At 67.7% G+C, this 24,533-nt stretch carries 23 protein-coding genes and 1 riboswitch; of the genes, 15 read left to right on the forward strand and 8 right to left on the reverse strand.

All coding sequences use genetic code 11. The features are described from left to right. The first annotated feature begins 81 nt into the window (after window positions 1-81). From ACXAFN_RS14660 to ACXAFN_RS14675, 4 genes are all read left to right on the forward strand, one after another. A complete protein-coding gene (locus ACXAFN_RS14660; RefSeq protein WP_474989743.1) occupies window positions 82-1,131 on the forward strand; it encodes a zinc ABC transporter substrate-binding protein in 1,050 nt (349 codons plus the stop codon). 114 nt (window positions 1,132-1,245) lie between these two features. Beyond that, the gene (locus ACXAFN_RS14665) at window positions 1,246-1,977 is read left to right on the forward strand and encodes a maleate cis-trans isomerase family protein (protein WP_474989745.1); all 732 of its coding nucleotides are present in this window, start codon (window positions 1,246-1,248) and stop codon (window positions 1,975-1,977) included. Window positions 1,978-2,240: 263 nt separating this feature from the next. Continuing rightward, window positions 2,241-2,513 carry a hypothetical protein gene (locus tag ACXAFN_RS14670; RefSeq protein WP_474989747.1) on the forward strand — a complete coding sequence of 91 codons (273 nt, stop codon included), beginning with the start codon at window positions 2,241-2,243 and terminating at the stop codon, window positions 2,511-2,513. A gap of 133 nt (window positions 2,514-2,646) precedes the next feature. Further along, window positions 2,647-3,117: a GFA family protein gene (locus ACXAFN_RS14675; protein ID WP_474989749.1), complete on the forward strand. Its 471-nt coding sequence runs from the start codon at window positions 2,647-2,649 to the stop codon at window positions 3,115-3,117. Window positions 3,118-3,204: 87 nt separating this feature from the next. On the opposite strand, the gene nhaD is transcribed toward ACXAFN_RS14675, so the two are convergent. Further along, window positions 3,205-4,626 carry a sodium:proton antiporter NhaD gene (nhaD, locus tag ACXAFN_RS14680; RefSeq protein WP_474989751.1) on the reverse strand — a complete coding sequence of 474 codons (1,422 nt, stop codon included), beginning with the start codon at window positions 4,624-4,626 and terminating at the stop codon, window positions 3,205-3,207. 308 nt (window positions 4,627-4,934) lie between these two features. Next, window positions 4,935-6,086: a ChaN family lipoprotein gene (locus ACXAFN_RS14685; protein WP_474989753.1), complete on the reverse strand. Its 1,152-nt coding sequence runs from the start codon at window positions 6,084-6,086 to the stop codon at window positions 4,935-4,937. Between the two features lie 162 nt (window positions 6,087-6,248). Between ACXAFN_RS14685 and ACXAFN_RS14690 the strand changes: the two genes are divergently transcribed. The 5 genes from ACXAFN_RS14690 to ACXAFN_RS14710 all read left to right on the forward strand — a co-directional run bounded on the left by ACXAFN_RS14690 (window position 6,249) and on the right by ACXAFN_RS14710 (window position 11,903). Further along, window positions 6,249-7,703, forward strand: coding sequence for a Na+/H+ antiporter NhaC family protein (locus ACXAFN_RS14690; RefSeq protein ID WP_474989755.1), 1,455 nt, complete (start codon window positions 6,249-6,251; stop codon window positions 7,701-7,703). A 50-nt stretch (window positions 7,704-7,753) separates the two neighbouring features. Then, complete coding sequence (locus tag ACXAFN_RS14695; RefSeq protein ID WP_474989757.1) at window positions 7,754-8,821, forward strand: class II histone deacetylase; 1,068 nt, start codon at window positions 7,754-7,756, stop codon at window positions 8,819-8,821. A 50-nt stretch (window positions 8,822-8,871) separates the two neighbouring features. Beyond that, entirely contained in the window at window positions 8,872-9,672 is an 801-nt protein-coding gene (locus ACXAFN_RS14700) for a helix-turn-helix transcriptional regulator (RefSeq protein ID WP_474989759.1), read from the forward strand. Between the two features lie 79 nt (window positions 9,673-9,751). Then, window positions 9,752-10,714 (forward strand): YbgA family protein, encoded by a 963-nt coding sequence (locus ACXAFN_RS14705; RefSeq protein WP_474989761.1) that lies wholly within the window; start codon window positions 9,752-9,754, stop codon window positions 10,712-10,714. After that, a complete protein-coding gene (locus ACXAFN_RS14710; RefSeq protein ID WP_474989763.1) occupies window positions 10,704-11,903 on the forward strand; it encodes a methyltransferase in 1,200 nt (399 codons plus the stop codon). Before ACXAFN_RS14705 ends, ACXAFN_RS14710 begins: the two co-directional genes overlap by 11 nt. Window positions 11,904-11,995: 92 nt before the next feature. Here ACXAFN_RS14710 and ACXAFN_RS14715 read toward each other — a convergent pair whose 3' ends face one another. The 4 genes from ACXAFN_RS14715 to ACXAFN_RS14730 form a co-directional block, all read right to left on the reverse strand. Beyond that, window positions 11,996-12,466: an aminoacyl-tRNA deacylase gene (locus tag ACXAFN_RS14715; protein WP_474989765.1), complete on the reverse strand. Its 471-nt coding sequence runs from the start codon at window positions 12,464-12,466 to the stop codon at window positions 11,996-11,998. 255 nt (window positions 12,467-12,721) lie between these two features. Then, window positions 12,722-13,201: a 6,7-dimethyl-8-ribityllumazine synthase gene (locus ACXAFN_RS14720; protein WP_474989767.1), complete on the reverse strand. Its 480-nt coding sequence runs from the start codon at window positions 13,199-13,201 to the stop codon at window positions 12,722-12,724. A 105-nt stretch (window positions 13,202-13,306) separates the two neighbouring features. Further along, a riboswitch (FMN riboswitch) is annotated at window positions 13,307-13,483 on the reverse strand. A gap of 190 nt (window positions 13,484-13,673) precedes the next feature. Further along, window positions 13,674-14,108, reverse strand: coding sequence for a DUF411 domain-containing protein (locus ACXAFN_RS14725; RefSeq protein ID WP_474989769.1), 435 nt, complete (start codon window positions 14,106-14,108; stop codon window positions 13,674-13,676). Between the two features lie 400 nt (window positions 14,109-14,508). After that, window positions 14,509-15,408: a LysR family transcriptional regulator gene (locus ACXAFN_RS14730; protein ID WP_474989771.1), complete on the reverse strand. Its 900-nt coding sequence runs from the start codon at window positions 15,406-15,408 to the stop codon at window positions 14,509-14,511. Between the two features lie 59 nt (window positions 15,409-15,467). Here ACXAFN_RS14730 and ACXAFN_RS14735 point away from each other — a divergent pair, with 59 nt between their 5' ends. The 6 genes from ACXAFN_RS14735 (at window position 15,468) to ACXAFN_RS14760 (ending at window position 22,814) form a co-directional block, all read left to right on the forward strand. After that, window positions 15,468-16,613 (forward strand): tartrate dehydrogenase, encoded by a 1,146-nt coding sequence (locus tag ACXAFN_RS14735; protein WP_474989773.1) that lies wholly within the window; start codon window positions 15,468-15,470, stop codon window positions 16,611-16,613. A gap of 66 nt (window positions 16,614-16,679) precedes the next feature. After that, window positions 16,680-17,807: a glycerate kinase gene (locus ACXAFN_RS14740; RefSeq protein WP_474989775.1), complete on the forward strand. Its 1,128-nt coding sequence runs from the start codon at window positions 16,680-16,682 to the stop codon at window positions 17,805-17,807. Between the two features lie 103 nt (window positions 17,808-17,910). Continuing rightward, complete coding sequence (locus ACXAFN_RS14745) at window positions 17,911-18,891, forward strand: TAXI family TRAP transporter solute-binding subunit (RefSeq protein ID WP_474989777.1); 981 nt, start codon at window positions 17,911-17,913, stop codon at window positions 18,889-18,891. 89 nt (window positions 18,892-18,980) lie between these two features. Beyond that, on the forward strand, window positions 18,981-21,149 hold the full coding sequence (locus ACXAFN_RS14750; protein WP_474989779.1) for a TRAP transporter permease: 2,169 nt from the start codon (window positions 18,981-18,983) through the stop codon (window positions 21,147-21,149). A 58-nt stretch (window positions 21,150-21,207) separates the two neighbouring features. Beyond that, window positions 21,208-22,680 (forward strand): pyruvate kinase, encoded by a 1,473-nt coding sequence (pyk, locus tag ACXAFN_RS14755; RefSeq protein ID WP_474989781.1) that lies wholly within the window; start codon window positions 21,208-21,210, stop codon window positions 22,678-22,680. After that, window positions 22,677-22,814 carry a hypothetical protein gene (locus ACXAFN_RS14760; RefSeq protein WP_474989783.1) on the forward strand — a complete coding sequence of 46 codons (138 nt, stop codon included), beginning with the start codon at window positions 22,677-22,679 and terminating at the stop codon, window positions 22,812-22,814. Before pyk ends, ACXAFN_RS14760 begins: the two co-directional genes overlap by 4 nt. Before the next feature lie 97 nt (window positions 22,815-22,911). Here ACXAFN_RS14760 and ACXAFN_RS14765 read toward each other — a convergent pair whose 3' ends face one another. Together ACXAFN_RS14765 and ACXAFN_RS14770 are read right to left on the reverse strand one after the other, a co-directional pair. Continuing rightward, a complete protein-coding gene (locus ACXAFN_RS14765; RefSeq protein WP_474989785.1) occupies window positions 22,912-23,349 on the reverse strand; it encodes a secondary thiamine-phosphate synthase enzyme YjbQ in 438 nt (145 codons plus the stop codon). Window positions 23,350-23,448: 99 nt separating this feature from the next. Then, entirely contained in the window at window positions 23,449-24,441 is a 993-nt protein-coding gene (locus ACXAFN_RS14770) for a serine hydrolase domain-containing protein (RefSeq protein ID WP_474989787.1), read from the reverse strand. Between the last annotated feature and the right edge of the window lie 92 nt (window positions 24,442-24,533).

Genomic DNA, 24,533 nt, shown 5'->3' on the forward strand with positions numbered 1-24,533 from the left:
GGTGGTGAGGCTTGCCATAAAAGTTATGTTATAACATATTGTTTGTCGCCATAAAGACCACCGACCTTCAGGAGATCTGCCATGCCCCGCTACGCTCGCCCGCTGCTGGCGCTACTCGCCGTGCCGACCCTCGCCGTGGCCGAGGTGCCCAGGGTGGCGGTGGACATCCCGCCGGTGCATGCCCTGGCGGCCCAGGTCATGGGCGATCTCGGCGCGCCCGAGATGGTCATCCGGCCCGGCGCCTCGCCCCACGGCTACTCGATGCGGCCCTCCGAGGCCGAGAGCCTGGATCGCGCCGAGGTGGTGTTCTGGGTGGGGTCGGCGCTGACGCCCTGGCTGGAGGATTCGATCGACACCCTGGCCGGTGATGCCCAGGCGGTGCCGCTGCTGGAAGCGCCGGGGCTGACCCGTTATGACTTCCGCGAGGGGGCCACCTTCGAGGCCCATGGCCATGGCGGTGGCGCCGGGCATGGCGATCATGACCATGACCATGACCATGACCATGACCATGACCATGACCATGACCATGACCATGACCATGACCATGACCACGACCACGACCACGACCACGACAACGACCACGGCGCCGGGCATCATCATGCCCACCACGGCCTGGATCCCCATGCCTGGCTGGACCCGCGCAATGCCCAGGCGTGGCTCGGCGTCATGGCCGAGACGCTGGCCGAGGCCGACCCGGAACATGCCGAGACCTACCGCCACAACGCCCGAGACGCCCAGGCACGCCTGGACACGCTGATCGAAGAGGTCCAGCAGCGCCTAGATGCGGCAGGTCCCCCCCGGTTCATCGTCTTCCACGATGCCTACCAGTACTTCGAGCGGCGCTTCGGGGTGCCGGCGGCCGGGGCCATCTCGCTGGGCGATGCCTCCGACCCGAGCCCGGCACGAATTCGCGAGATCCAGCGGAAGGTCGCGGAGCTGGGCATCGACTGCGTGTTCTCCGAGCCCCAGTTCAACCCCGACCTGGTGCGCGGCGTGTTCGGCGACATGCCCGTGGATACCTCGACGGTCATCGATCCGCTGGGCGTGGGGCACGAGCCCGGGCCCGGCCTCTATGCCGGGGTCATCCGCGACCTGGCCGAGGGCGTGGCGGAGTGTGCGGCGACCCCTTGAGACGGCCTGCCCGGTGCGCGGTGAGCCGGCCTCGCGGCCCATGCCTTGGGCGTCGACGCACCTCCTGCTAGAGTCTCTGGGCGACGACCTCGATACCCAGGGAGGACAGCGACGATGAGTGACGCCGACGCCCGGCTGGGCATCCTGTTGCCCGACGATGGTCCCGAGGACTACGAATGGCAGGCGCTGGCCGGCTGGCAGGGCGGGGCGCCTCGCCTGCTCCTCGGCAAGGTCTCCAGCGACGGCCATCATGCGCCGGCGGCGCTGCTGGCCCTCGGCGCCACCGAGCGGCTCGTGCCCGTCGGCAGCGAGCTCGTCGCCCGGGGCGCCAGGGCGGTGGTCTGGGCCTGCACCAGCGCCAGCTTCATCGGCGGGCTCGCCTGGGCCCGCGAACAGGCCGGCAGCCTGGAGGCGGCGCTGGGGGTGCCGGTCACCAGCACGGCGCTGGCCTTCCTGGAGGCCCTGGAGACGCTGGGGCATCGGCAGGTAGACCTGCTGAGTCCCTATCCCGACGACGTCACCCTGCGCCTGGTCAGCTTCCTGCGCGAGGCGGGCGTGTCGGTGGGCACGGCCCGCTCGCTGGACTGTCCCTATGCCGCCGATTCCCACGACGCGGATATTCTCGCCGAGGTGCGCGCCCTGCGCGCCCAGCATCCCGGGGCCACCGCGCCGCTGCTGATCCCCGATACCGCCGTCAACAGCCTCGACCTGATGGACGACCTTCAGGAGGCGGCCGGCAGGCGCGTGCTCACCGCCAATCAGGTGACGCTATGGGCGGCGCTTCGCCGCCTGGCGGCTGTCGACACCGCCCCGCGGGACCTGGGGAGTCTGGCGGGAGCGCCTTGACCGCTCGCTGCGGGATTTTTTTTCATCGATCCCTTGGCGTCTGCGCCGGACACTATAATCAGAAGGCCAACGCCTGGCGCCCACCCGAGGCGGCCACAAGGCGAAGCGCCGAGAACCTGGGGGCTCTCGCGAGTCCCCCATCTTCCCTCCGCGACACCTCATCACCACACCAGGACGGGCGTGGCTGGTGGCACGAACGTGCCTCGGTCGAGCGTCGTCTCGGCGGGGCACACACCTCGCAACCCCTAACGTGGAGGTGTCCCATGAAACGCATCATGCTGGCGACGTCTTTCGTCGTGGGACTGATGACATCCGGCGCGCTGATGGCCCTGGATGCCCCCGGAACGAGTTCGCCTCCTGTCGATGTTCGCAGCGTCGAGAGCGACGCCGCGCTGCAGATCGGCGACAGGCCGCTGCTACTGGCGGAAGGCGACGCCTGGGAAATGCGCAGCGAGCGGCTGCAACAACCGCTCAGCCGCAAGGTCCACAGGCCGATGCGGCAGGACGTTCGCGAGACCAATCCCTGGTGGCGTTGAGCCACTCGGGAGGGCGCGGCCGAGGCTCGGTGGCCTCGGCTGCTTTTTTCTTGGGCAGGACGCTTCCCGATTTCGTCGACCGTCCGGAGAGCGCCTAGGCTTCAGGCAATAGCGACGAGCGAGGAGAGACGCCATGAGGCTAGAGGGGTCCTGTCACTGCGGGGCGGTCCACTTCCGGGTGGAAGCGCCGCATCCCTATCCGTTCAATCGCTGCTACTGCTCGATCTGTCGCAAGACCGCGGGCGGCGGCGGCTATGCGATCAACCTCGGGGCCCTGGCCAAGACCCTGGAGGTCGAGGGCGCCGAGCACGCGTCGGTCTATCGTGCGGTGATCGACGGCGAGGAAAGCCCCGGCCAGCGGCATTTCTGCTCGCGCTGCGGCAGCGCGCTGTGGGTCTTCGACCCCCGCTGGCCGGACCTGGTGCATCCCTTCGCCTCGGCGATAGACGGCGAGCTGCCGGTACCGCCGGAGAGGGTGCACCTGATGCTGGGCAGCAGGGCGGCCTGGGTGGAGGTCGAGGCGGGTCCCGATGACCGCTGTTTCGATGGCTATCCGGACGAGAGTCTCGCCGAGTGGCACCGCCGGCTGGGGCTGGAAGGATAGGCCGGCAAGGGCGTGCCGGAAATGCGTGCGGCGGGCCAGGGCCCGCCGCGTATCGTGCCGCCGCCGGCCCATGGGGCCGGACCAGGGTCAGTGAAAGACGTTGAAGCTCTCGGCGTTGATCCACAGGTGCATCAGCACGCTGGCCACGTAGCCCAGGGCGATCACCGGCGCCCAGCGCATGTGGGCGGCGAAGGTGTAGATGCCGCGGGCCTGGCCCATCAGCGCCACCCCGGCGGCGGAACCTACCGACAGCAGGCTGCCGCCGACCCCGGCGGTCAGGGTGATCAGCAGCCAGTTGCCCATGGACATGTCCGGGTCCATGGAGATCACCGCGAACATCACCGGAATGTTGTCGACCACCGCCGAGATCACCCCCAGCACCACGTTGGCCCAGGTCGGGTCCCAGCCGGCATAGAGGGTCTCGGACAGCAGCGCCAGATAGCCCATGAAGCCCAGGCCGCCGACGCTCATCACCACGCCGTAGAAGAACAGCAGGGTGTCCCACTCGGAGCGGGCGATACGGGTGAAGACGTCGAACGGCACCACGCTGCCCAGGGACTCGAGCTTGCGCCAGTCGCCGCGCTGGCTGTAGCGGGTGCGCTTGCGCTCCAGCGAGCGCGGCAGGCTGCGCCGCAGGTAGTAGCCGAAGAACTGCAGGAAGCCGAGCCCGGTCATCATGCCCAGCGCCGGCGGCAGGTGCAGCACGGTGTGGCACAGCACCGAGATCACCACCGTCAGCAGGAACAGGCAGACGATGCGCCGCGCCCCGCGCTTGAGCCAGATGTGCTCCTCGAGGGAGCCCGGTTTCTTGTTCTTGATGAACAGGCTCATGATGATCGCCGGCACCAGGTAGTTGACCAGCGACGGGGCCAGCAGCTCGAAGAATTCCTGGAACTCGACCAGCTTGGCCTGCCAGACCATCAGCGTGGTGATGTCGCCGAAGGGGCTGAAGGCGCCGCCGGCGTTGGAGGCCACCACGATGTTGATGCAGCACAGGCCGATGAAGCGCTTGTCGCCCTCGGCCACCTTGAGCACCACGGCGCACATCAGCATGGCGGTGGTCAGGTTGTTGGCGACGGTGGAGATCCAGAAGGCGAGGATGCCGGTGATCCAGAACAGGGCGCGATAGCTGAAGCCCTTTTCGACCATCCATGCGCGCAGCTTGTCGAAGACGCGGCGCTCCTCCATGGCGTTGACGTAGGTCATCGCCACCAGCAGGAACAGCAGCAGCTCGGTGTACTCGAGCAGGGTGGCCTTGAAGGCGTGCTCGGCGGCATCCGGCAGGCCTTCCTGGACGTAGACCCAGCCGATCAACGTCCAGATAAGGCCCGCCGCGACCAGCACGGGCTTCGACTTGCGCATGTGCAGCTTTTCCTCGGCCATCACCAGGCCATAGGCGGCCAGGAACAGCGTCACGGCCGTGAAACCGCTCAGCGAGTAGGTCAGGTCGAGGGCGCCGGCGCCGGAGGCCAGCGCCTGGGGGCTGGCCAGCAGCAGAACGACGAGCATGAGAAATCCTGGCCGCCGGTCGCGTTGCCGGAGCCAGTGTTGCGAACGACATCTTGTCAGCATGACGAAGGCATCCTGGGGTAAGGGTGTGGGAAGGGGCGAAAAAGCGCGCGATATTCTACTACATGAGCGGCCCAATCACTATGCATGCCGCGCTCGAGTCGGCCTCTCGGGCCGCGACTCTGGGCGGCTATCGGGGAGTGTCGTGGCCACCCGCCAGCTGGCCGACAGCCTGGACGAGATGGCTTAAGGAACCCTTAAGGATCGGCAAAGGCCGCGGGCGGTGGGCATCGGCCGTCGAGGGTGACTCAGGGCGTGTCGCCCGGTGGCGGAAAGCGGGCCAGCAGCTCCCGGCGTCGGCCATCCCGTTCCACCACCAGGGGCAGGGCGGCGCCTGGGAGCAGGTCGTCGAGCAGCGCGAGCAGATCGCCCGCCGCCCCCAGCGATCGCCCGGCCGCCGAGACGAGCCGATCCCCAACGCGCAGGCCGGCCGAGGCGGCGACCGAGTCCGCGGCCACCGCCTCCACGACCAGGCCAGCGTCTTCGGTGCCGAGGCGGATGCCCAGGCGCGGCGGGGCGGTCATCGCCGACGCCGGGGGCTCGGCCACCACGAAGACGCCGTCGGCCCCGTGCCGCGAGCCCGGCGGGCAGGCATCCGCGACATCCCCTGGCAGCAGGACCCCGGCATTCGTGATCCCCAGGTCCGCCAGCTGATGCGGCACCCCGTGGCCATTGGCCAGGTGGCGCAGGCCCATCAGGCCCACCACCAGGGTGTCGTCCGCGCTGGCCCCGGCCAGGCCGCTGGCCATGGCCCGGTCCCAGACCAGCTGGGCCTCGACGAAGGCCGCCCGCGGCGTGGCGTCGTCGAAGCCGTGGGCGGCGAAACTGTCTTCCAGCGCGTGGCGATAGGCGGTCGGAGCCGCTGCCGGCGGGGTGATGCCGTGGCGCTCTGCCGGCGGCACGCTGTCCCAGCCCTCCCGGGACAGCCGCTGGCGCAGCTCCCGGGAGACGTTCAGCGCCACCAGCGGCACGCCCTGCAGGCGCGCGAAATGCAGGATCGGCCAGTAGAGGTCGGGGTCGAGCCGCCAGTGGCGGTACCAGCCGCTTTCGGCGAGGAACTCGGCTTCGTTCAGCTCGCCGGCTACCCAGTCATCCAGCGCCGGCTGGGCCTCCCGCGGCAGCATCTCCAGGCCGATCACCAGCCGCGGATGCAGGGCATGCAGTCCGGCCAGGGTATGCAGCTGCCAGCGGTGGTGATCGGCGCGGTCGTGCCGCTCGCCGAGCAGCACCATGTCGCGCTCGGCCATGGCGCGCAGCAGCGCGTCGCCGGTCGTCGGGGTGCCGTCGCCGGCGAGCCACTGTCCCGGGGCCGGGCAGTCGGGCGCCTCGGCCACCGCCGGCGAGGCGGGGCCGAGCAGCAGGGCGAGGGCGGCGATGATGCTGGCGGGGTTGGGCGGCATTCGGGCTCCGGCGGGATTTTCTCCCGCCAGCCTATCCCGGGGCGTCGTCGCGGCAAAGGCCGAGACGGGCCCGGCCTGCCGATTGTCCCCTTGGGGATATCGAGCCGCCGTTGGCGGGGTGCTATCAATGCCGTGTCCGTCAACAACAACAAGGGGATGGCAATGGAAGACTCGACGCATTACCCACGCGAGCATGGCCTGGGCGCCGAGCACCGGCTGGGGCGCGGCCTGGCGCTGCTGGCGGCGGTGGTGGCCGCTAGCCTGAGCGGCCACCTGCTGGTGGACGATTCGGCCTACGGCCTCTATGCGCTGCTGCCGACCCTGGTGGTGATCGGCATGGCGCTGCTCACTCGCCGCACCCTGGAGGCGCTGCTGGCCGGCTGTCTCAGCGGCTTCCTGATCCTCTCGCCGACCACGGCGGTGCAGGACATGGCCGTGTCCGGCCTCGAGGTGATGCAGAACCCCACCATGGGCTGGATCATCCTGGTCTGCGGCCTGCTGGGCAGCCTGATCGGGCTGCTGCAGTTCGCCCGCGGCACCGAGGCCTTCAGCCTCAGCGCCGGGCGTTACCTGCGGAGCCGGCGCAGCGCCATGCTCGGGGCGACGGGTCTCGGGGTGCTGATCTTCATCGACGATTATCTCAACGCCATGACGGTCTCGGCGGCCATGAAGCGCCTGTTCGACCGTCTGGGGCTCTCGCGCTCGATGCTGGCCTACATCGTCGACTCCACGGCGGCGCCGATCTGCCTGCTGATTCCCTTTTCCACCTGGGCGATCTACCTGGCGGGGCTGCTGGAGAGCCACCGGCTGGCCGAGGCCGGCCAGGGGTTCGGCTACTACCTCGGCCTGGTGCCCTACCTGATCTACCCCTGGGTGGCCCTGGCGCTGGTGCTGCTGGTGGCCTCCGGCGTCGTCCCGGCGCTCGGGCGGATGAAGGCCGCCGAGGGCGGCGACGAGGCCCGCGAGCATGAAGCGGCCGATGATGACGCCGAGCGCCGGACCCACCGGCCGCCGCGGCTGATGAACTTCGTGTTGCCGGTGCTCACCCTGCTGCTGGCGACCTGGTGGTTCGATATCGACGCCCTGATCGGGGTCGGCTTCGCACTGCTGGTCACCCTGGGGCTGTATATCGTCCAGGGCATCGCCCCGCTTGACCGGCTGTTCGACGAGCTGTTGGCGGGCTTCCAGCAGATGCTGCTGCCATTGGGCATCGTCTTCGCCGCCTTCATGCTGCAAGCGGTCAACGAGAGCCTCGGGCTCACCGAGACCCTGGTCGCCTGGGTGGAACCGGTGATGCGCGGTAGCTGGTTGCCCGGGGTGACCTTCCTGCTGCTGGCCGCGCTGGCCTTTGCCACCGGATCGTTCTGGGGCGTCTATGCCATCGCCTTTCCCATCGTCCTTCCCATCGCCCAGGCCACCGACGCCTCCCTGTCGCTCACCCTGGGAGCGATGATCTCCGCCGGGGCCTTCGGCTCCCATGCCTGCTTCTTTGGCGACTCCACGGTGCTCAGCGCACGCGGCTGCGGCATCTCGCCGATCCAGCATGCCCTGACCCAACTCCCTTACGTGCTGCTGGCGGCGCTGATCAGTGCCCTGGCCTATTTCCTGCTGGCTTGAACGAGGACGAGACGATGCGTCGTACCGGTTTTGCGTTTCACGAACACTGCATGTGGCATGACGGCGGACCCTGCTCGGTGTTTCCCGCCCCGGGCGGACACGTGCAGCCGGCGGGGGCCGCCGAGCACCCCGAGACCAAGCGTCGGCTGCGCAACCTGGTGGAGATGACCGGCCTGATCGACCAGCTGGTGCCGCTCAAGGGCGCACCGGCCGAGGAGCTGGACCTGCGCCGTTTCCACACCCGCGACTATCTGGCGCGGCTCGCCGAGATGAGCGAGCGCGGGCATGGCGAGGCCGGCGAGTGCGCACCGGTGGGGCGCGACAGCTACGCCATCGCGCGCCGCTCCGCCGGTCAGGCGATCGAGGCCATGGACGCCGTGCTGCGGGGCGATTGCGACAACGCCTACGCGCTGTGCCGCCCGCCGGGCCATCACGCCGAACCCGACCGCGGGCGTGGCTTCTGCCTGCTGGGCAACATCCCGGTGGCGGTCAAGGCCATGCAGGCGCGGCATGGCCTGGGCCGCGTGGCGGTGATCGACTGGGACGTCCATCATGGCAACGGCACCCAGCGCGCCTTCTGGGACAGCGATGAGGTACTGACCCTGTCGCTGCACCACGACAACAACTATCCGTTGGGCAGCGGGGGCCTGGAGGAGCGGGGCGAGGGCGCCGGTCACGGCTACAACCTCAACGTGCCGCTGCCCGCCGGCAGCGGAATCGGCGCCTACCTGGCCTGCATGGAGCGCGTGGTGCTGCCGGCGCTGGCGCGGTTCCGGCCCGAGCTGATCGTGGTGGCCTGCGGCTACGACGCCGCGGCCATGGATCCGCTGGGCTGCATGCTGCTCGACAGCACCACCTACGGGCGCATGACGCGCATGCTGGTGGATGCCGCCGGCGACCTCTGCCAGGGGCGGCTGGTGATGGTCCACGAGGGCGGTTATTCCGAGGGCTACGTGCCGTTCTGTGGCCATGCGGTGATCCAGGCGCTGGCGGGCAGCGCCATCGCCGCCGAGGACCCGGCCGCGGCGGAGATCGCCCAGTGGGGGCAGCAGTCCCTGCAGCCTCATCAGGCGGCGCTGATCGAGCGGGCCGCTGCCATGCTCGAGGCGATCGGTTAGGCTGGACGCCTGTCGGCGTCGCCGATCCGCCCCCTGACCAGAGGATGCCCATGGCACCTGCCTCCCGCGATAGCCTAGCGCCTGCCAGTCTGGCCCCGGTGGCCCGGCTGGCGGACCAGGTACGCTCGCCCGAGTTCCTGGAGGGCCTCGGGCGAGCGCTGGAGGCCTATTTTCCCGACATCAGCCACGTGGTCTTCCACTTTCCCCGCGGCGGGCGCCCCACGGTGCTGGCCGACAACCTCTCCGCCGAGCTGGACCGGCGCGTGCTGGTGCCCTACGTCGAGCGCATGTACCTGCTCGATCCCTTCTATCGCCATTGGCAGACGACGCCCCAGGCTGGGCTCTGGACCCTGGACGAGCTGGCGCCGGCCGGCTTTCGCCACAGCGACTACTTCGCCACCTACTACCGCGATCTCGGGCTCTACGACGAGGCCGCGGCCTTCTTCCCGCTGGGGCAGGGCGAATGCCTGTCGCTGTCCTTCGGCTTCTACCGGCGACATCACGCCACCGGCGAGGCCGAACTCATGGCTATCCTGGCGTACCTGTTTCCGCTGCTGGAGGCGCTGATACGCCAGTTCTGGCTCGCCAGCAGCCTGCACCTGCCGACCCTCCACGAGTCGCCGACGCTGCTCGAGAGCTTCGGGCAGGACTGCCTCAGCGAGCGCGAACGCCAGGTGGCCTGGCTGATCCTGCGCGGCCATACCGGCCCGGAAATGGCGCGGGAACTGGGCATCACTCTCGGCACCCTGAAGAATCATCGCAAGCGTCTCTACGCCAAGCTCAACATCGGCAGCCAGGCCGAACTGTTCCGCCAGTTCATGCTCTTCCAGCATCGCGAGACGCGGGCCTGATCGCGTCCGGCATCTCGCGGGCGCCGGCGCCCGGCGTTATCCTGTGCGCATGGCAGTCACTGGCACAGGAGCGCTCGGCATGGCGCAGCAATCGCAGGAGGGCATCCCGGTCGGCATCAGCGCCTGCCTGACCGGCCAGGAGGTGCGCTACAACGGCGGCCACAAGCGGTCGCGCTACTGTCTGCAGGTATTGGCGGAACGCTTCGCCTTCGAGCCTTTCTGCCCCGAGCTGGCGGCCGGGCTGGGGGTGCCCCGCGAGCCGATCCGCCTGGTCGGCAGGGCCGGCGAGACCCCGAGGGTCAAGGGCAGCGTGGACGAATCGCTGGACGTCACCGAGCGCCTGGAGGAGGTGAGCGAGACCTTCATCGAGGCGCACCGGCACCTGCGCGGCTTCATCCTGATGAAGGGCTCGCCGAGCTGCGGCCTCGAGCGGGTCAAGGTCTATCACCCCAACGGCATGCCCAGCCATGCCGATGCCGGCGCCTTCGTGCGCGCCATGCGCCGCGACTTTCCGGAGCTGCCGCTGGAGGAGGAGGCGAGGCTCAACGACCCGGTGCTGCGCGAGAACTTCATCACCCGCGTCTACGCCCTGGACGACTGGAAGCGCCACGTCGAACCGTCGCCCAGCCGTCATGCCCTGCTGCAGTTCCACAGCCGCCAGAAGTTCCTGCTCATGGCCCACCGGGTCGAGACCTACCGCGAACTCGGGCGCTACCTGGGCGAGGCCCATGACGTGCCGCTGGACGAGGCCATGGCGCACTACCTGCAGCGCTTCATGGCGGCGCTGTCGACGCCGGCCACCCGCAAGTCCCACACCAACGCCTTGATGCACGTGATGGGCTACCTTAAGCGGGCCCTGGACGGCGAGACCCGCCAGGACCTGCTGGCCGCGGTCGAGGAATATCGCCGCCAGCAGGTGCCGCTGGCGGTGCCCATGCGGCTGCTCAACCACTACCTGAAGCGCCACGGTTCCGACTACATTCGCGCCCAGTCGTACCTCCACCCGCATCCCTACGAGCTGGGCCTGCGCAATGCCATCTGAGCCGAGGTTCGAGGCGCGCTTCGCCGCACTCACCCGGTTGCTGGCCGAGGGCCAGCCGCTGTGGCGGCCGCTGCCGTTCCAGCACCGTGACACGCCCTGGGGCGCTGCGGCTCCGGGGCTCGACGAGGCGCTGCTGGCGCTCTCCGACGACCGGGCGGACCGGCTCCAGGATCGCCCCTTCGAGGCCTCGCCGCTGTCGGCCTGGCTGCCGGTGGCCGAACTCGCCGAGGCCAGCGACCTGCCGGACCTGTCTCCCGGCCATGACGCCCTGCCCGAGGCCTGGGGCGAGGGCATCGGGGCGCGCAAGTGGCGCCAGGTCCAGGCCTTCGCCGGCTGCGTGGCGCCGGCGGAGGACGAGTCCCTGGTGGAGTGGTGTGCCGGCAAGGGGCACCTGTCGCGCACCCTGGCTCGGTTGCACGGCCGGGCGGTGACCGGCCTGGAGTGGCAGGCCGGGCTGTGCGACTCGGGACAGGCGTTGGCCGAGCGTCAGGCCCAGCCGGTGCGGCTGCATCAGCAGGACGTGCTGGGCGAGGGCGCCGGGGAATGGCTGGGGCCCGGGCGTCGGGTCACGGCACTGCATGCCTGCGGCGATCTGCACGGTCGGCTGCTCGAGCTGGCCGCCGAGCGCGGCGCGGCGGTGAGCCTGGCGCCTTGCTGTTACCACCGCACCGAGGCCAGCGAGTATCGCGCCCTGTCCCGGCGGGGCCGGGCGCTGATGGCCGAGCACGGTCTGGCGCTGTCCCGCGAGGATCTGGCCATGGCGGTGCAGGAGACGGTGACCGCGCCGCGCGGCGTGCGCCGTCACCGGCGGCGTGCCAATGCCTGGCGGCTGGGCTTCGACCGGCTGCAGCGCGAGGTACGTGGCCATGATGCCTACCTGCCGGTGCCGAGCCTCGGCTACGGCAGGCTGCCCGACGACTTCGCCGGCTTCTGTCGCTGGGCGGCCGAGCGCAAGGGCCTCGCGCTGCCGGCCAGGCTCGACTGGGCGGCCTTCGAGACGGCGGGCTGGCGGCGACTGGCCGAGGTCACGCGCCTGGAGCTGGTGCGCCATCTCTATCGTCGCCCGCTGGAAGTATGGCTGGCGCTCGACCGGGCCTGGCGGTTGCGCGAGGCCGGCCAGCGAGTGCGCCTGGGCACCTTCTGCGCACGCGAGCTGACCCCGCGTAACCTGTTGATCGAGACGCTCTGACCGCCCGCCTCAGCCAGGGCGAGACGCCGGGGCCCCGACGCGGACCGGCCACGCCCGGGGGCGTGGCCGGTCGGTGAGTCCCCGCTCGGGGGTCAGTGAGGGCGGCTGAAGGCGCCGTGGCGACTATCGGCCATCAGACGGTCGAACTCGCTGCCGCTCATGTGCACCAGGGTCTCGTGGTCGCCGGCATCGAAGTAGATGTCGGGCTGGTGACGCAGCTGGTCGTCGAGATAGACCTGCAGGCCGTAGGCCTGGCCCACGGCGATCGTCGCGCCGGGGTCGCAGTCGCTGAACTCGTGGCGAATCTCCTCCTCCTTCGCCAGTTCGAGCCGTTCGTGGAACATTTGCGAGAGTTTCTCCAGGTCCGCGTCGCAGGTGCTGGGCACCACGGCGACGCGATAGCCCTGGTCGCCATGCAGCATGATCGCCTTGGCCAACTGGCTGCCCCCGACGTGGGACATCTCGGCGATGCGGCTGGTGGAAACTTCGCGCGGGTGGGGAACCTCCTCGTAGTCGATATCGCAGGCGCGGAGGTACTCCCGGATCGTCATCGGCATGGCCATGACGCGCACTCCCTCGGCCCAGTGGGCCGACCCATCGGATTACCGTGTCTCCCTTCCTGGCATGCGTGTCTCCCTGATGACAAGAATAGTCCGGCCTGGCGCGGGCGGCCCGTGAGGTTTGCGTGCCGGTGTGCCGGGAACCCGATGAAAAAGTCGCGGGAGGCGGTCGGGGAGGTTCTCGTCGCGGGCGCGAGACGACGCTGCCCGGCACCAGGCCGGGCAGCGTCGTCGGGCATGCCGAGCTGGCGGCGCTCCTCAGCCCACCAGTCGGCGCGCCTGGCGGTGGTTCTCCAGGGTCATGGCGCAGGCTTCGGCGGCCTCGCGGCCCTTGGTCACGAAGTGCTCGTGGAAGAATGCCGTATGGGTGGCGTGCTCGTGGAAGTGGTGGGGGGTGAGCACCACCGACAGCACCGGCACCTCGGTGTCGAGTTGTACCCGCATCATGCCATCGATGACCGCCTGGGCGACGAAGTCGTGACGATAGATGCCGCCATCGACCACGAAGCCGGCACCGACGATGGCGTCGAAGCGCCCGCTTCCGGCCAGCAGCTTGGCCTGCAGGGGGATCTCGTAGGCGCCGGCGACGCTGAAGACCTCGACGCGATCGGCGGCGATGCCGTGCTTCTCGGCGAGGGTGGCGATGAAGGCCTCGCGGGCCTGGCCGACGATGTCGTCGTGCCAGCTGGCCTGGATGAAGGCGATGCGCGGGGACTGGCTGGATAGGGGCTGATTCATGGTTTTCCTCGTTGATCTCACCAGAATCAGGGCATGCGGGAACCTTCGTCGGGCAAGCCGGGGCAGGCGGCATGAACCGCGAGCGCGCCTTTGGCCCGTCCAAGGTGCCGTTCTCTTCCATCCGGACTATCACCGTCGGCTTCGGAGTCTCACCGAATCTGCTGACCCCGGGCATGGCCGCGTGGGTGGGGAACCGCACGCTGGCCTCCCGGGCGCTCGCGGGCTGAGGCGAAAGTGGCCATCACCGCCGGTGGGGACTTTCACCCCGCCCTGAGAACAATGACCGCGGCCGGTGCCTGTCGGGGCTCGCCCAGCGGGGCCCGGATCGCGGTTGCGCCATTGTAAGCGGCGACGCCTCGCGCCGCCAGCCTCGCCCCTATCGGCGGCGGGGAGCGGCGCGGCGAGAATGTCCGATGTCGCTGTCAGTCGGATAGCCGCAACAGCCGCGACCTGGCTCTCGGCGCGCGATCCCTTATAGCGTCATCCAGGGCGTGGCCCGGCGATCATCGAACTGCTTCACCTCAAAAGGCGCCTGCTGGGGGCCGGGCATGCCCGGCGTGCCGACCGGCATGCCGGCCAGGCCGATGCCGTCGATGTCGGGGCGCTCCTCCAGCAGGCGGTCGATGGCGGCGAAGGGCACATGGCCCTCGATCACGTAGCCCTCGAGCTCGATGGTGTGGCAGGCGCCCTCGCCGTAGGGCACGCCGGCGGCCTGCTTGACGCCGCCCAGGTCGTGGGTCTCGACCACCTCGACGTCGACGCCGCGTTCCGCCAGCTGGCGGGCATAGGCGCTGCAGCAGCCGCAGGACGGGCTCTTGTAGAGGCGGGCCTCGAGGGCGTTGGCCTGGGCGGTGCCGGTCAGGGTGAGCAGGGCGGTGGTCAACCACAGGGCGGTCGGGCGGGACATGGGCGTTCTCCTGTCGAGCGAGTCATGGCGCCGCTCGCGGGGAGCCGAGCGACGCCGTCAGGCTCGATCTATACCAGCTCCGGGGCGCCCAGCAAAGCTGTGTGCAGCACATAAGTTGTTGTTGAAATTGGCGTTTGTGGGTGTGTTCCATTGGATACTGCGCCATTGATGGATGCCGCCGGCGGAAATCGAATCTCACCGGCATGGTGTTCGTGTTGTCGTAGATTTCCAGTAGCGGGAAGTTAGTCTGGTGATCGTCTTGATTTGTTCGGTATCGCACCGCTTGAATTCATGGTTTGATTATATGTCTCATGGGAAGTGGGTGGCGGAGTTTTGTTTTGAATCTTGGGTGAGGTTCATGAGGCATCAAATTTTCCTGTGGTGTCAGGGTGTCGATAAGTTAGGTCTTGAAAGGCAAGGTGCTCATCCTGGTCGAGATGAAGTCGATGAATCGGCGTACGCGTAAAGGCACATGCTGGTTGTAAGGATAGACGGCGTAAATGTCGGCGTTGGGTAGTGAGTAATTTTTCATTACTCTCCTTAGCGCTCCGTTGTCGATATGGTGATGAACGTCCCATTCGGCGCGTATGGCTATTCCATGTCCGTTTAAGGCCCAAGTGAGAACGCTTTCTCCATCGTTGGCGCTCATGTTTCCCCTGACTTGAACATGATGTGTTTGGTCATCCTTCGAGAAGTTCCAATTGCCGTAAGTGTCTTCGTTCTGTCTTAAAACTATACAGTTGTGCTGGATGAGGTCACTAGGTTGGGATGGTTCACCATACTCGGCGAGATAGGAGGGGGAGGCACACAGAAGGCGTTGATGTGACGCGATTTTCTTGGCATGGAGGCCCGAGTTGGGAAGGCTGCCAAAGCGAATGCCAACGTCAAATGAATTGGCGACAAGATTCAAGGGATGATCGGACAGCTGTAGTTGGCACTCCGCCTTCGGGTTTTCTTTTATGAAGTCAGAGATAAAGCTAGTGATGTACTTTCTCCCGAAGCCAAAAGGTGCGTTGATTCGGATCAACCCCTCTGCTTCATCGTTGTTTTCTTGTAAGGCGTTTTTCATCTCTTCTATTGTGTAAGTGACTTTTTTTGCATATTCGAGGTAGAGGGCTCCGTTGGGGGTCAAACTCATGGCTCTGGTCGATCGTGTGACCAGCTGACATCCGATGTTGCGTTCAATACTGGAGAGCCGCTTGCTGGCTGCCGCGGGTGTGATATCCATTTCTCGCGCTGCCTTGGAGATGCTGCCAGCCTGATACAGTGAGATAAAGAACTCGAAGTCCGTGTTCGACATGATTGTTAACTCTTCGGTTATTTCTATATTAACCTGCAGTGTATTGTATGTGGACGTAAATGTCATCTAGGGTTTGGTGGAACGTCAGGCATGATCTTAAGTGCCGGCTTGATGTTTCAATAATCCAAATCAGGAGCTCGAGTATGCGTAGTCATCGTGTCGCCGTCATTCCCGGAGATGGCATTGGGCTAGAGGTCATCGAGGCCGGAAAAAAAGTTCTGGAAACACTGGCCGATAAGAGCGGCGACTTTGCCTTCGAGTTCGAGGATTTCGACTGGAGCTCCAAGCGGTATATCGAGAAGGGAGAATATATTCCCGAGGGTGGACTCGAGAAGCTGGCCAGCTTCGATGCGATCTATTTTGGCGCCGTGGGCAGCGAAGAGGTGCCCGACCATGTCTCGCTGTGGGACCTTCGTCTGGCCATCTGTCAGGGGTTCGACCAGTACGCCAACGTGCGTCCGGCCCGCGTGCTGCCCGGTGTGGACAGCCGCCTGAAGGGCGCCGATGCCATCGACTGGGTCATCGTGCGGGAAAACAGCGAAGGCGAGTATTCCGGCAACGGTGGGCGTGTTCACCACGGGCATCCCGAAGAGGTCGGCACCGAGGTCTCCGTCTTCACGCGCCAGGGCATCGAGCGCATTCACCGTTTCGCCTTCCAGCTGGCGCAAGGCCGTCCGCGCAAGAAGCTGACCCTGGTCACCAAGTCCAATGCCCAGCGCCACGGCATGGTGCTGTGGGACGAGGTCTTCTTCGAGGTCGCCAAGGATTTTCCGGACGTGGAGATCGACCGTGAGCTGGTCGATGCGGTAACCACCCGGATGGTACTCAAGCCCGAGACCATGGACACCATCGTGGCCACCAACCTGCATGCCGATATTATCTCCGACCTGGCGGCTGCCCTGTCTGGCAGCCTGGGCATCGCACCTACCGCCAACCTCAATCCGGAGAAGCGCTTTCCCTCCATGTTCGAACCCATTCATGGTTCGGCCTTCGATATCGCGGGCAAGGGCATCGCCAACCCTGTGGGCTCATTCTGGACGGCGGCCATGATGCTCGAGAACCTCGGCGAGACCACGGCTTGCGAGCGGCTGATGGCGGCCATCGAGCGGCTCACGGCCTCTGGCCTGCAGACCAAGGACCTCGGCGGCTCCGCCATGACCCGGGATCTGACCCAAGCCATCTGCAACGACATCGAACAGCAGTAATTCGACCCTTGTGCTCGGCCGGACGCCCCGCCCATGGGGCCGCCACCTCGACAGGAGCTTGTGCCCATGAAGATCGTCATCGCACCGGACAGTTACAAGGGCTCGCTATCGGCCCGGGAGTCCGCCGAGGCGATGGCACTGGGCGTGCAGCGTGCCGTGCCCGGGGCCCAGGTGGTGATCTGCCCGATGGGTGACGGTGGCGAGGGCACGCTGGCCGCTCTGCTGTCGTCCACGGCGGCAGAGCGCCGCCATGCCGAGGTGCTCGATGCCTATTCCCGGCCCGTCAACGCTGCCTGGGGCTGGCATGCGGCTTCCGCCACGGCCTACATCGAGCTCGCCGAAGCCTGCGGTCTGCCGTCGGTGGACATCACGCGACACGCCCTGGGCGACAGCACCACCTATGGCGTCGGGCAGCTCATCGGCGAGGCCCTGGACACCGGCGCTCGCTCCCTGGTGCTGACGCTCGGCGGAAGCGCCACCAATGATGCCGGAGCCGGGCTACTAGTCGCGCTGGGGGGCCGCCTGCTGGACGCGGACGGTCAGCCGCTACCGCTCGGGGCCGGTCACCTCCAGCGCCTCGACCGGGTCGACCTTGCGGGGCTGGATCCCCGCCTCGAGGAGCTGTCCGTCGTGGCCGCCGTCGACGTCGACAATCCTCTGCTGGGAGCTCAGGGAGCCACGGCGGTCTATGGCCCCCAGAAGGGGGCCTCGGCCGAGGAGGTGGAAACCCTGGAGACGGCCCTCGGCGTCTTCGCCGATCGGGTGTCGACGGCGATCGGGCGGGATGTGCGCCACACACCGGGGGCCGGTGCCGCGGGCGGCATGGGCTATGCCGCCATGGCGTTCCTGGGGGCCTCCCTGAAGCCCGGCATCCGGGTGGTCATGGAGCAGGTCGATTTTGCCGACAAGTTGAAGGGCGCGGACCTGGTGATCACCGGGGAGGGGCGGCTCGATGGCCAGAGCCTGTCCGGCAAGACGCCCATCGGCATCGCGCGCCTGGCCCGGGAGCATGGAGTGCCGGTGGTCGTGCTCGCCGGTCAGTTGGCAGAGGGCTGGCGGGCAGCCCATGAGCAGGGCGTCACCGCGGCCTTCGGGCTGGCGGATGGCCCGATGTCATTGGCCACGGCCATTCAGCGGACACCGGCGCTGTTGAGTGACCGGTGCGAGGCGATCGTCAGGTTGCTGGCAGCCTGAACGCAAATGCATCGACTGTAGCGGGAGGAGTATGTCCTGAACGGAATAGCGGTTTCCAAGAAATCTCCAACAACCACAAGATCTTCGCTAACTGGAGTGCGCCATGAAATGCTACAAGATTGCCACCGCCGCCCTGTGTGCCACGATCGCCGGCGGCAGCTTCGCCCAGGATAACGCCAACCGGGAAGACTGGCCGCAGAGCCTGTCCATCGCCACGGGCAGCCAGGGGGCGACCTATTACATCTACGGCTCGGGCTGGGGCAACCTGGTCGGCGAGAAGACCGGGGTGTCGTTCGGGGCCGAGGTCACCGGCGGGCCGGTGCAGAACGTCACGCTCGTGCAGATGGGGGAGAGTGACTTCGGCATGGTCACTACCGGCCCGGCCTATCAGGCCTGGAACGGCAACAGCCAGCTCGCGCCGGATGTCGAGCACACCGATGTGCGCGCGGTCTTCCCGATGTATCAGACCGCCCTGCAGGTGATCGCCCTGGAAGGCTCGGGGATCGACTCGATCTCCGATCTCGACGGCAAGACGGTCGGTATCGGGCCGGCCGGTGGCACGGGGGATCTCTACTTTCCCCAGCTGTTCGACAAGCTGGACATCTCCGTGGAAGCCCAGAACGGCGGCGCCGCCGACCAGGCCGGCCAGGTTCAGGATGGCCTTATCGATGCCTTCGCCTTCGCCTCGGGGATTCCCGTCTCCGCCTTCAGCCAGTTGGAGGCCCAGGCCGATGTGAACATCTTCTCCTTCTCGGAGGAGGAAATGTCCCAGGTGCTCGGCGACTATCCCGAGCTCAGCCAGTCGGCCATTCCGGCCGCGGCCTACAGCAGCCTGGAAGAGGACGTGCCGGCCATTTCCCTGTGGAATTTTGCGATCACCCACAAGGACATGCCCGAGTCACTGGTCTATGAGGTGACCAAGACGGTCATGGAAAACCAGGAACGCATGAAACAGGTACATGGTTCCGCCAAGGAAACCCTGCCGCAGAACCTCGAGCACAACGCGCTCATTCCCTGGCATCCGGGCGCCGTGCGCTGGTTCGAGGAGAACGGCTACGACATCCCGGAAGACCTGCGCGGCTGAACCTCACGTGACAGGGGCGCCGGCCGGACGGCCGGCGCCTTGCGCGTCGTGAGGCCACCGGGCATTCGTAACCCTCATGGTGACCTGGCATGACCCAAGATATTCGAAGTGAAGAGGCCGCGGGCAAGATCGGCAATGAAGGTGTCGCCGACGCCCCCCTGGCTCACAATGAACGCGTCCTCTCCGGCGTGCTCGGCAAGACGGTGTTTCTTGCCTGTGTGTTCTTTACCGCCTTGCACCTCTATGCACTCAACATCGAGCCGATCGAGACCTGGACCTTCCGGATCATTCACGTGGCGGGTGGCCTGGCCATCGGTTTCGCCATCACGGCGGCCATGAGCCTGGAGCGACACAGCGCATCCCGCCGGATGTCGAGGGCCGAGTGGCTGGCTCTGGTCCCGGGCCTACTGGCCGCCGGCTATGCCACGGTCTGTCTGCTGTACGCCTGGTTCCTCGCCGGCGTTCAGGGCGTTTCACCCGCGGCCTGGGTGCTTACCCATTTCAGCCTGTCACTGGCAGTGGCCGCGGCGGTGGCGCTCATCGCTGGCTGGACCTGGCGCAGCGCGAGCGATTCGATCAACTGGGCCGACCTGGTGCTGATCGTGGTCTCGACGCTGGTGGCGGCCTACCTGGTGCTGGTGCTGGGACGCTGGCGCATGACGGCCGGTATGCCGATGGCCAACCCGGTCGACATGCTGGTCGCGGCGACCGGCGTGGTCTTGATCATGGAGCTGACTCGCCGCGTGGCAGGACTGGCCCTGATCATCATCACCGGCGTGTTCCTCGTCTATTCCTTTGCCGGCCCGTACCTGCCGGGCCTGCTGGAGCATCGCGGTTACACGGCCTCGCGCTTCTTTACCTATCTGTATACCGACAATGGTGTGCTGGGACCGACCACCGCCGTGTCCTCCACCTACATCATTCTGTTCATTACCTTCGCCGCCTTCCTGCAGGCATCGCGTGTCGGTGACTACTTCGTGAACTTTGCCTTCGCGGCCGCCGGTCGTGCACGGGGCGGTCCTGCCAAGGTGGCGGTCTTCGCCTCCGGCCTGATGGGCATGATCAATGGCACCTCGGCGGGCAATGTGGTGGCGACCGGCTCGCTGACCATCCCGCTGATGAAGAAGGTGGGCTATCACCCGAGGAGTGCCGGCGGCATCGAGGCCGCGGCATCCACCGGCGGACAGATCGTGCCGCCGATCATGGGGGCGGGCGCCTTCATCATGGCCGAGGTGACCGGTATCCCCTATACCGAGATTGCCATCGCGGCGCTCATCCCGGCGGCGCTTTACTTCCTCTCGATCTTCCTGATGGTCGATCTGGAGGCGCGCCGTGACGGCATGCAGGGGCTGCCAAGGGATCAACTGCCGGTCTTCGGCCAGCTGCTCAAGCAGGTCTACCTGTTCCTGCCGATCATCATCCTGATCGTGACGCTGTTCCAGGGCTACTCGGTGATTCGTGCCGGCACCCTGGCCATGCTCAGCGCCGCCGTGGTGTCCTGGTTCACCCCGCACTGGATGGGGCCGCGGGCCCTGCTCAATGCGCTCTCGCTGGGGGCGCGCATGGCCATTCCGTTGATCGCCGTCTGCGCCTGCGCCGGGATCATCGTCGGCGTCATCTCGCTGACCGGCATCGGCGCGCGCTTCGCTTCCATGCTGTTGGGCATCGCCGATGCCAGCCATCTACTGGCGCTGTTCTTTGCCATGTGCATCTCGATCCTGCTCGGCATGGGCATGCCGACCACCGCGGCCTATGCCGTGGCGGCCTCCGTGGTGGCGCCCGGCCTTCAGGAAATCGGTATCTCGCCGCTGGTCTCGCACTTCTTCGTGTTCTATTACGCGGTGCTGTCGGCGATCACCCCGCCCGTGGCGCTGGCCGGCTACGCCGCGGCGGCCATCTCCGGCACCAATCCGCTGAAAACCGCGGCCACCTCCTTCAAGTTCGGCCTGGCGGCCTTCATCGTGCCCTTCATGTTCTTCTACAACCCGGCCCTGCTGATGGACGGCAGCGGTTTAGAGATCCTGCGCGTGGCCCTGACCGCCGGTGTCGGCATCTATCTGCTGGCGGCCGCGGTGCAGGCCTGGTTCCTCAATGGCCGGGTGAACCTGCTGCAACGCCTGCTGCTGGTGGTGGCTGCCTTGTCGATGATCGCCGGTGGCTGGCTGACCGATCTGGTGGGCATTGCACTGGGGGCGCTGGTGCTGGCGTGGCAGCTGGCGGCCCTCAAGGCCAGGCCCGATCCCAAGGCGCAAGCCTGATTCACCGACACCGGGGGCCGACGGCCCCCGTTCCCTTCTTCCTACCGTCAGGATTCCCATGACACGATCTCCTTTACGTCGCACCAAGATCGTCGCCACCCTGGGTCCCGCCAGCGACCGCGACGGCGTGCTGGAGGCGATGATCGCCGCCGGCGTCGACGTGGTGCGCCTCAACTTCTCCCACGGCGCCCCGGACGACCACCGCCGCCGCCTGGCCGCGGTGCGCGAGATCGCCGCCCGCCAGGGCCGAAGCGTCGCCGCCCTGGGCGACCTCCAGGGCCCCAAGATCCGCATCGCCCGCTTCCGCGACGGCAAGGTCAGCCTCACCGAGGGCGCGCCCTTCGTCATCGACGTGGCCCTCGACCGCGAGGCCGGCGACGCCGAGCGGGTCGGCTGCGATTACCAGGCCCTGGCCGCCGACGTGGCCGCCGGCGACCGCCTGCTGCTCGACGACGGCCGGCTGGTGCTCGACGTGGTGAAGGTCGACGGCAGCTCCATCCACACCCGCGTGGTGGTGGGCGGCGAGCTGTCCAACAACAAGGGCATCAACAAGCAGGGCGGCGGGCTGTCCGCCCCGGCGCTGACCGACAAGGACAAGGCCGACCTGGAGACCGCGGTGAGCATCGGCGTCGACTACCTGGCGGTGTCCTTCCCGCGCAGCGCCGCCGACATGGTCGAGGCCCGCGAGCTGCTCGGCGAGGCCGGGGCCGACATCGGCCTGGTGGCCAAGCTCGAACGCGCCGAGGCGGTGGCCGACGACGCCACCCTGGACGGCATCATCGAGGCCAGCCAGGCGGTGATGGTGGCCCGCGGCGATCTCGGCGTGGAGATCGGCGACGAGGCGCTGATCGGCACCCAGAAGCGCATCATCAAGCACGCCCGCAGCCTCAACCGCGCGGTGATCACCGCCACCCAGATGATGGAGTCGATGATCGAGGCGCCGCTGCCGACCCGCGCCGAGGTGTTCGACGTGGCCAACGCGGTGCTCGACGCCACCGACGCGGTGATGCTGTCCGCCGAGACCGCCGCCGGCGACTTCCCGGTGGAGACCGTGGAGGCCATGGCGCGGGTGTGCCTGGGCGCCGAGCGCGAGCGCATCGCCCAGTCCTCCGGGCACCGCATCCACGAGGGCTTTTCCAGGATCGACGAGACCATCGCGCTCTCGGCCATGTATGCCGCCAACCACCTGACCGGGGTGGCCGCCATCGCCTGCATGACCGCCACCGGCTACACGCCGCTGATCGCCTCCCGGATCCGCTCGGGGCTGCCGATCGTCGGGCTGGCCCACAACCCCGTCGCCCAGCGGCGCATGGCGCTGTATCGTGGGGTGATCTCGCTGCCCTTCGACACCAGCGAGATGGACGCCACCGAGCTCAACGATCGGGCCATGGCGCTGCTGGTGGAGCGGGCCATCGCCGAGCCGGGCGATCACGTCATCCTCACCCGCGGCGATCACATGAACGCCCACGGCGGCACCAATACCCTGAAACTCCTGACCGTAACTAGTCCTCCCTACGGGAAAACCGGATGAGCAAGATCGGTTTTAGTGGTCTCGGCATCATGGGCCGTCCCATGGTGGGCCACCTGCTGTTACAGGCCTGCGCCGCCAACGGTGGCATCGCCCAGGCCCTGGAACGGCTCGCCGACCACGAGATTGAGGGCTGAGGCGTCAATCGCCGGCGGCCGGGAGGCGTGTCGATCCACCAGGATGTTCTCGGAAGGGCCCGATCACGCGCGTGGAGGTTGTCGGGCCGGAACCCTGTTATCGATCCTCGGCCTGGCGCCCGTTGAGGGTGGCGATGAGTCGCCGTCCGCCGCCCTGATCCCGATGTTCGCCGAGCCAGATGTCCTGCCAGGTGCCCAGTGCCAGGCGGCCGTCGCGCACCGCCAGGGTCAGCTGGGTGCCGAGCAGGCTGGCCGCCACGTGGGCGGGCATGTCGTCCGGGCCCTCCAGGGTGTGGCGGAAGTAGGGCAGGTCGCCGGGCACCAGGTCGCGCAGGAAGGCGTCCAGATCGTGGCGCACGTCCGGGTCGGCGTTCTCGTTAAGGGTCAGCGAGGCCGAGGTATGGAGGAGCTGCAGGTGCAGCAGGCCGACCTCGAGCTCCCCCAGGCCGGGCAGGGCGCGCGTGATCTCGTCGGTGATCAGGTGGAAGCCCCGTTCGCGCGGGGCGAGGCGAATTTCCTGCTGGTCCCAGAACATGATGCTCTCCCTTGGCGTGGTGGGCGCTCAGGATAGGCGAGGACGACCCGCGACGACACCCCCGGGCCTGGCCTCGATTCCGGCTGAAGAGGGGGCGTCTCAGGCGTCGCGGCCTGCGTCGGCCAATCGCAGGATGGGGCCATCGAGCAGCCGCATGAGGTCGCCGAAATAGCCGGCCGACCGGGCCGGGCGGTTCGGGTCGGAGGTGATGGCGACGGCCAGGCCGCGCTCCCGATGCGCGGCGATGACCTGGCCGCCATAGCCTCGGGCCAGGACGTAGCCGCTGTCGCTGATGAACCAGCCATAGCCGTAGCCCATGCCCGAGTAGGGGGAGCGCGCGCGGGGCTCGATGGAGGCGTGGATCCAGTCGGCGGGGATGACCTGCCGGCCGTTGAAGCGGCCGTCATCGCGCATCAATCGGGCCAGCGACAGCATCGCCCGGGGCGTCAGCGCCATCCCGTTGCCGCCGAGGTAGTAGCCCTGGGGGTCGCGGACCCAGGGCGGGATCTCGAGCCCCATCGGTTCCCCGAGCCGCCGGCGCGCGAGCTCGAGCAGGCTCTGGCCCGAGGCCTCGGCCAGGGCGGCGCCCAGCACATGGGTGGTGCCGGTCGAATAGATCATGCGGCCGCCGGGCGTCGCCACCATGGGCCGGGTCAGGGCATCGGCCAACCAGTCGGACGAGGCCACCCAGGCCCCGTATTGCGCGCCCGAGGTGCTCTCGAGCCCGGCCTGAAGCGTCACCAGGTCCTCCAGCGTGAGGTCGTCGACGCCCTCGGTGGCATCCGGCGGCACGATCGAGGGCGAGACGTCGACGAGGCGGCTGGTGACCGACCGGATCTCGCCCCGGGCGATGCAGCTCCCCAGCAGCAGCGCCACCCAGGACTTGATGGCCGCCAGCGCGTCCAGGCCCGGGCCCCTCGGCGCTTCGGCGACCAGCAGCCGGTCGCCGAGCTGGACCTGCAGCGAGTGCAACTGGTCGAGGCCGCCGAGGGCCTGGTCGATGTCGTCGCCCTGCTGGCCGAACGCGAGCGTGGTACAGGGCGCGGCGAGACCCGCGAGGGCCAGCTTGGTGAAGGCGCGGCGAGTGATCATGAGATGCGATTCCATTGCTTGGGGCGTCGAAGAGAGCCGCCGGGCCGAGACCGGCAGGGCTTCAGAGTGGATCGCGGATTCTCGGCCGGGTT

Source organism: Halomonas sp. ABH4_019 (assembly GCF_056159885.1).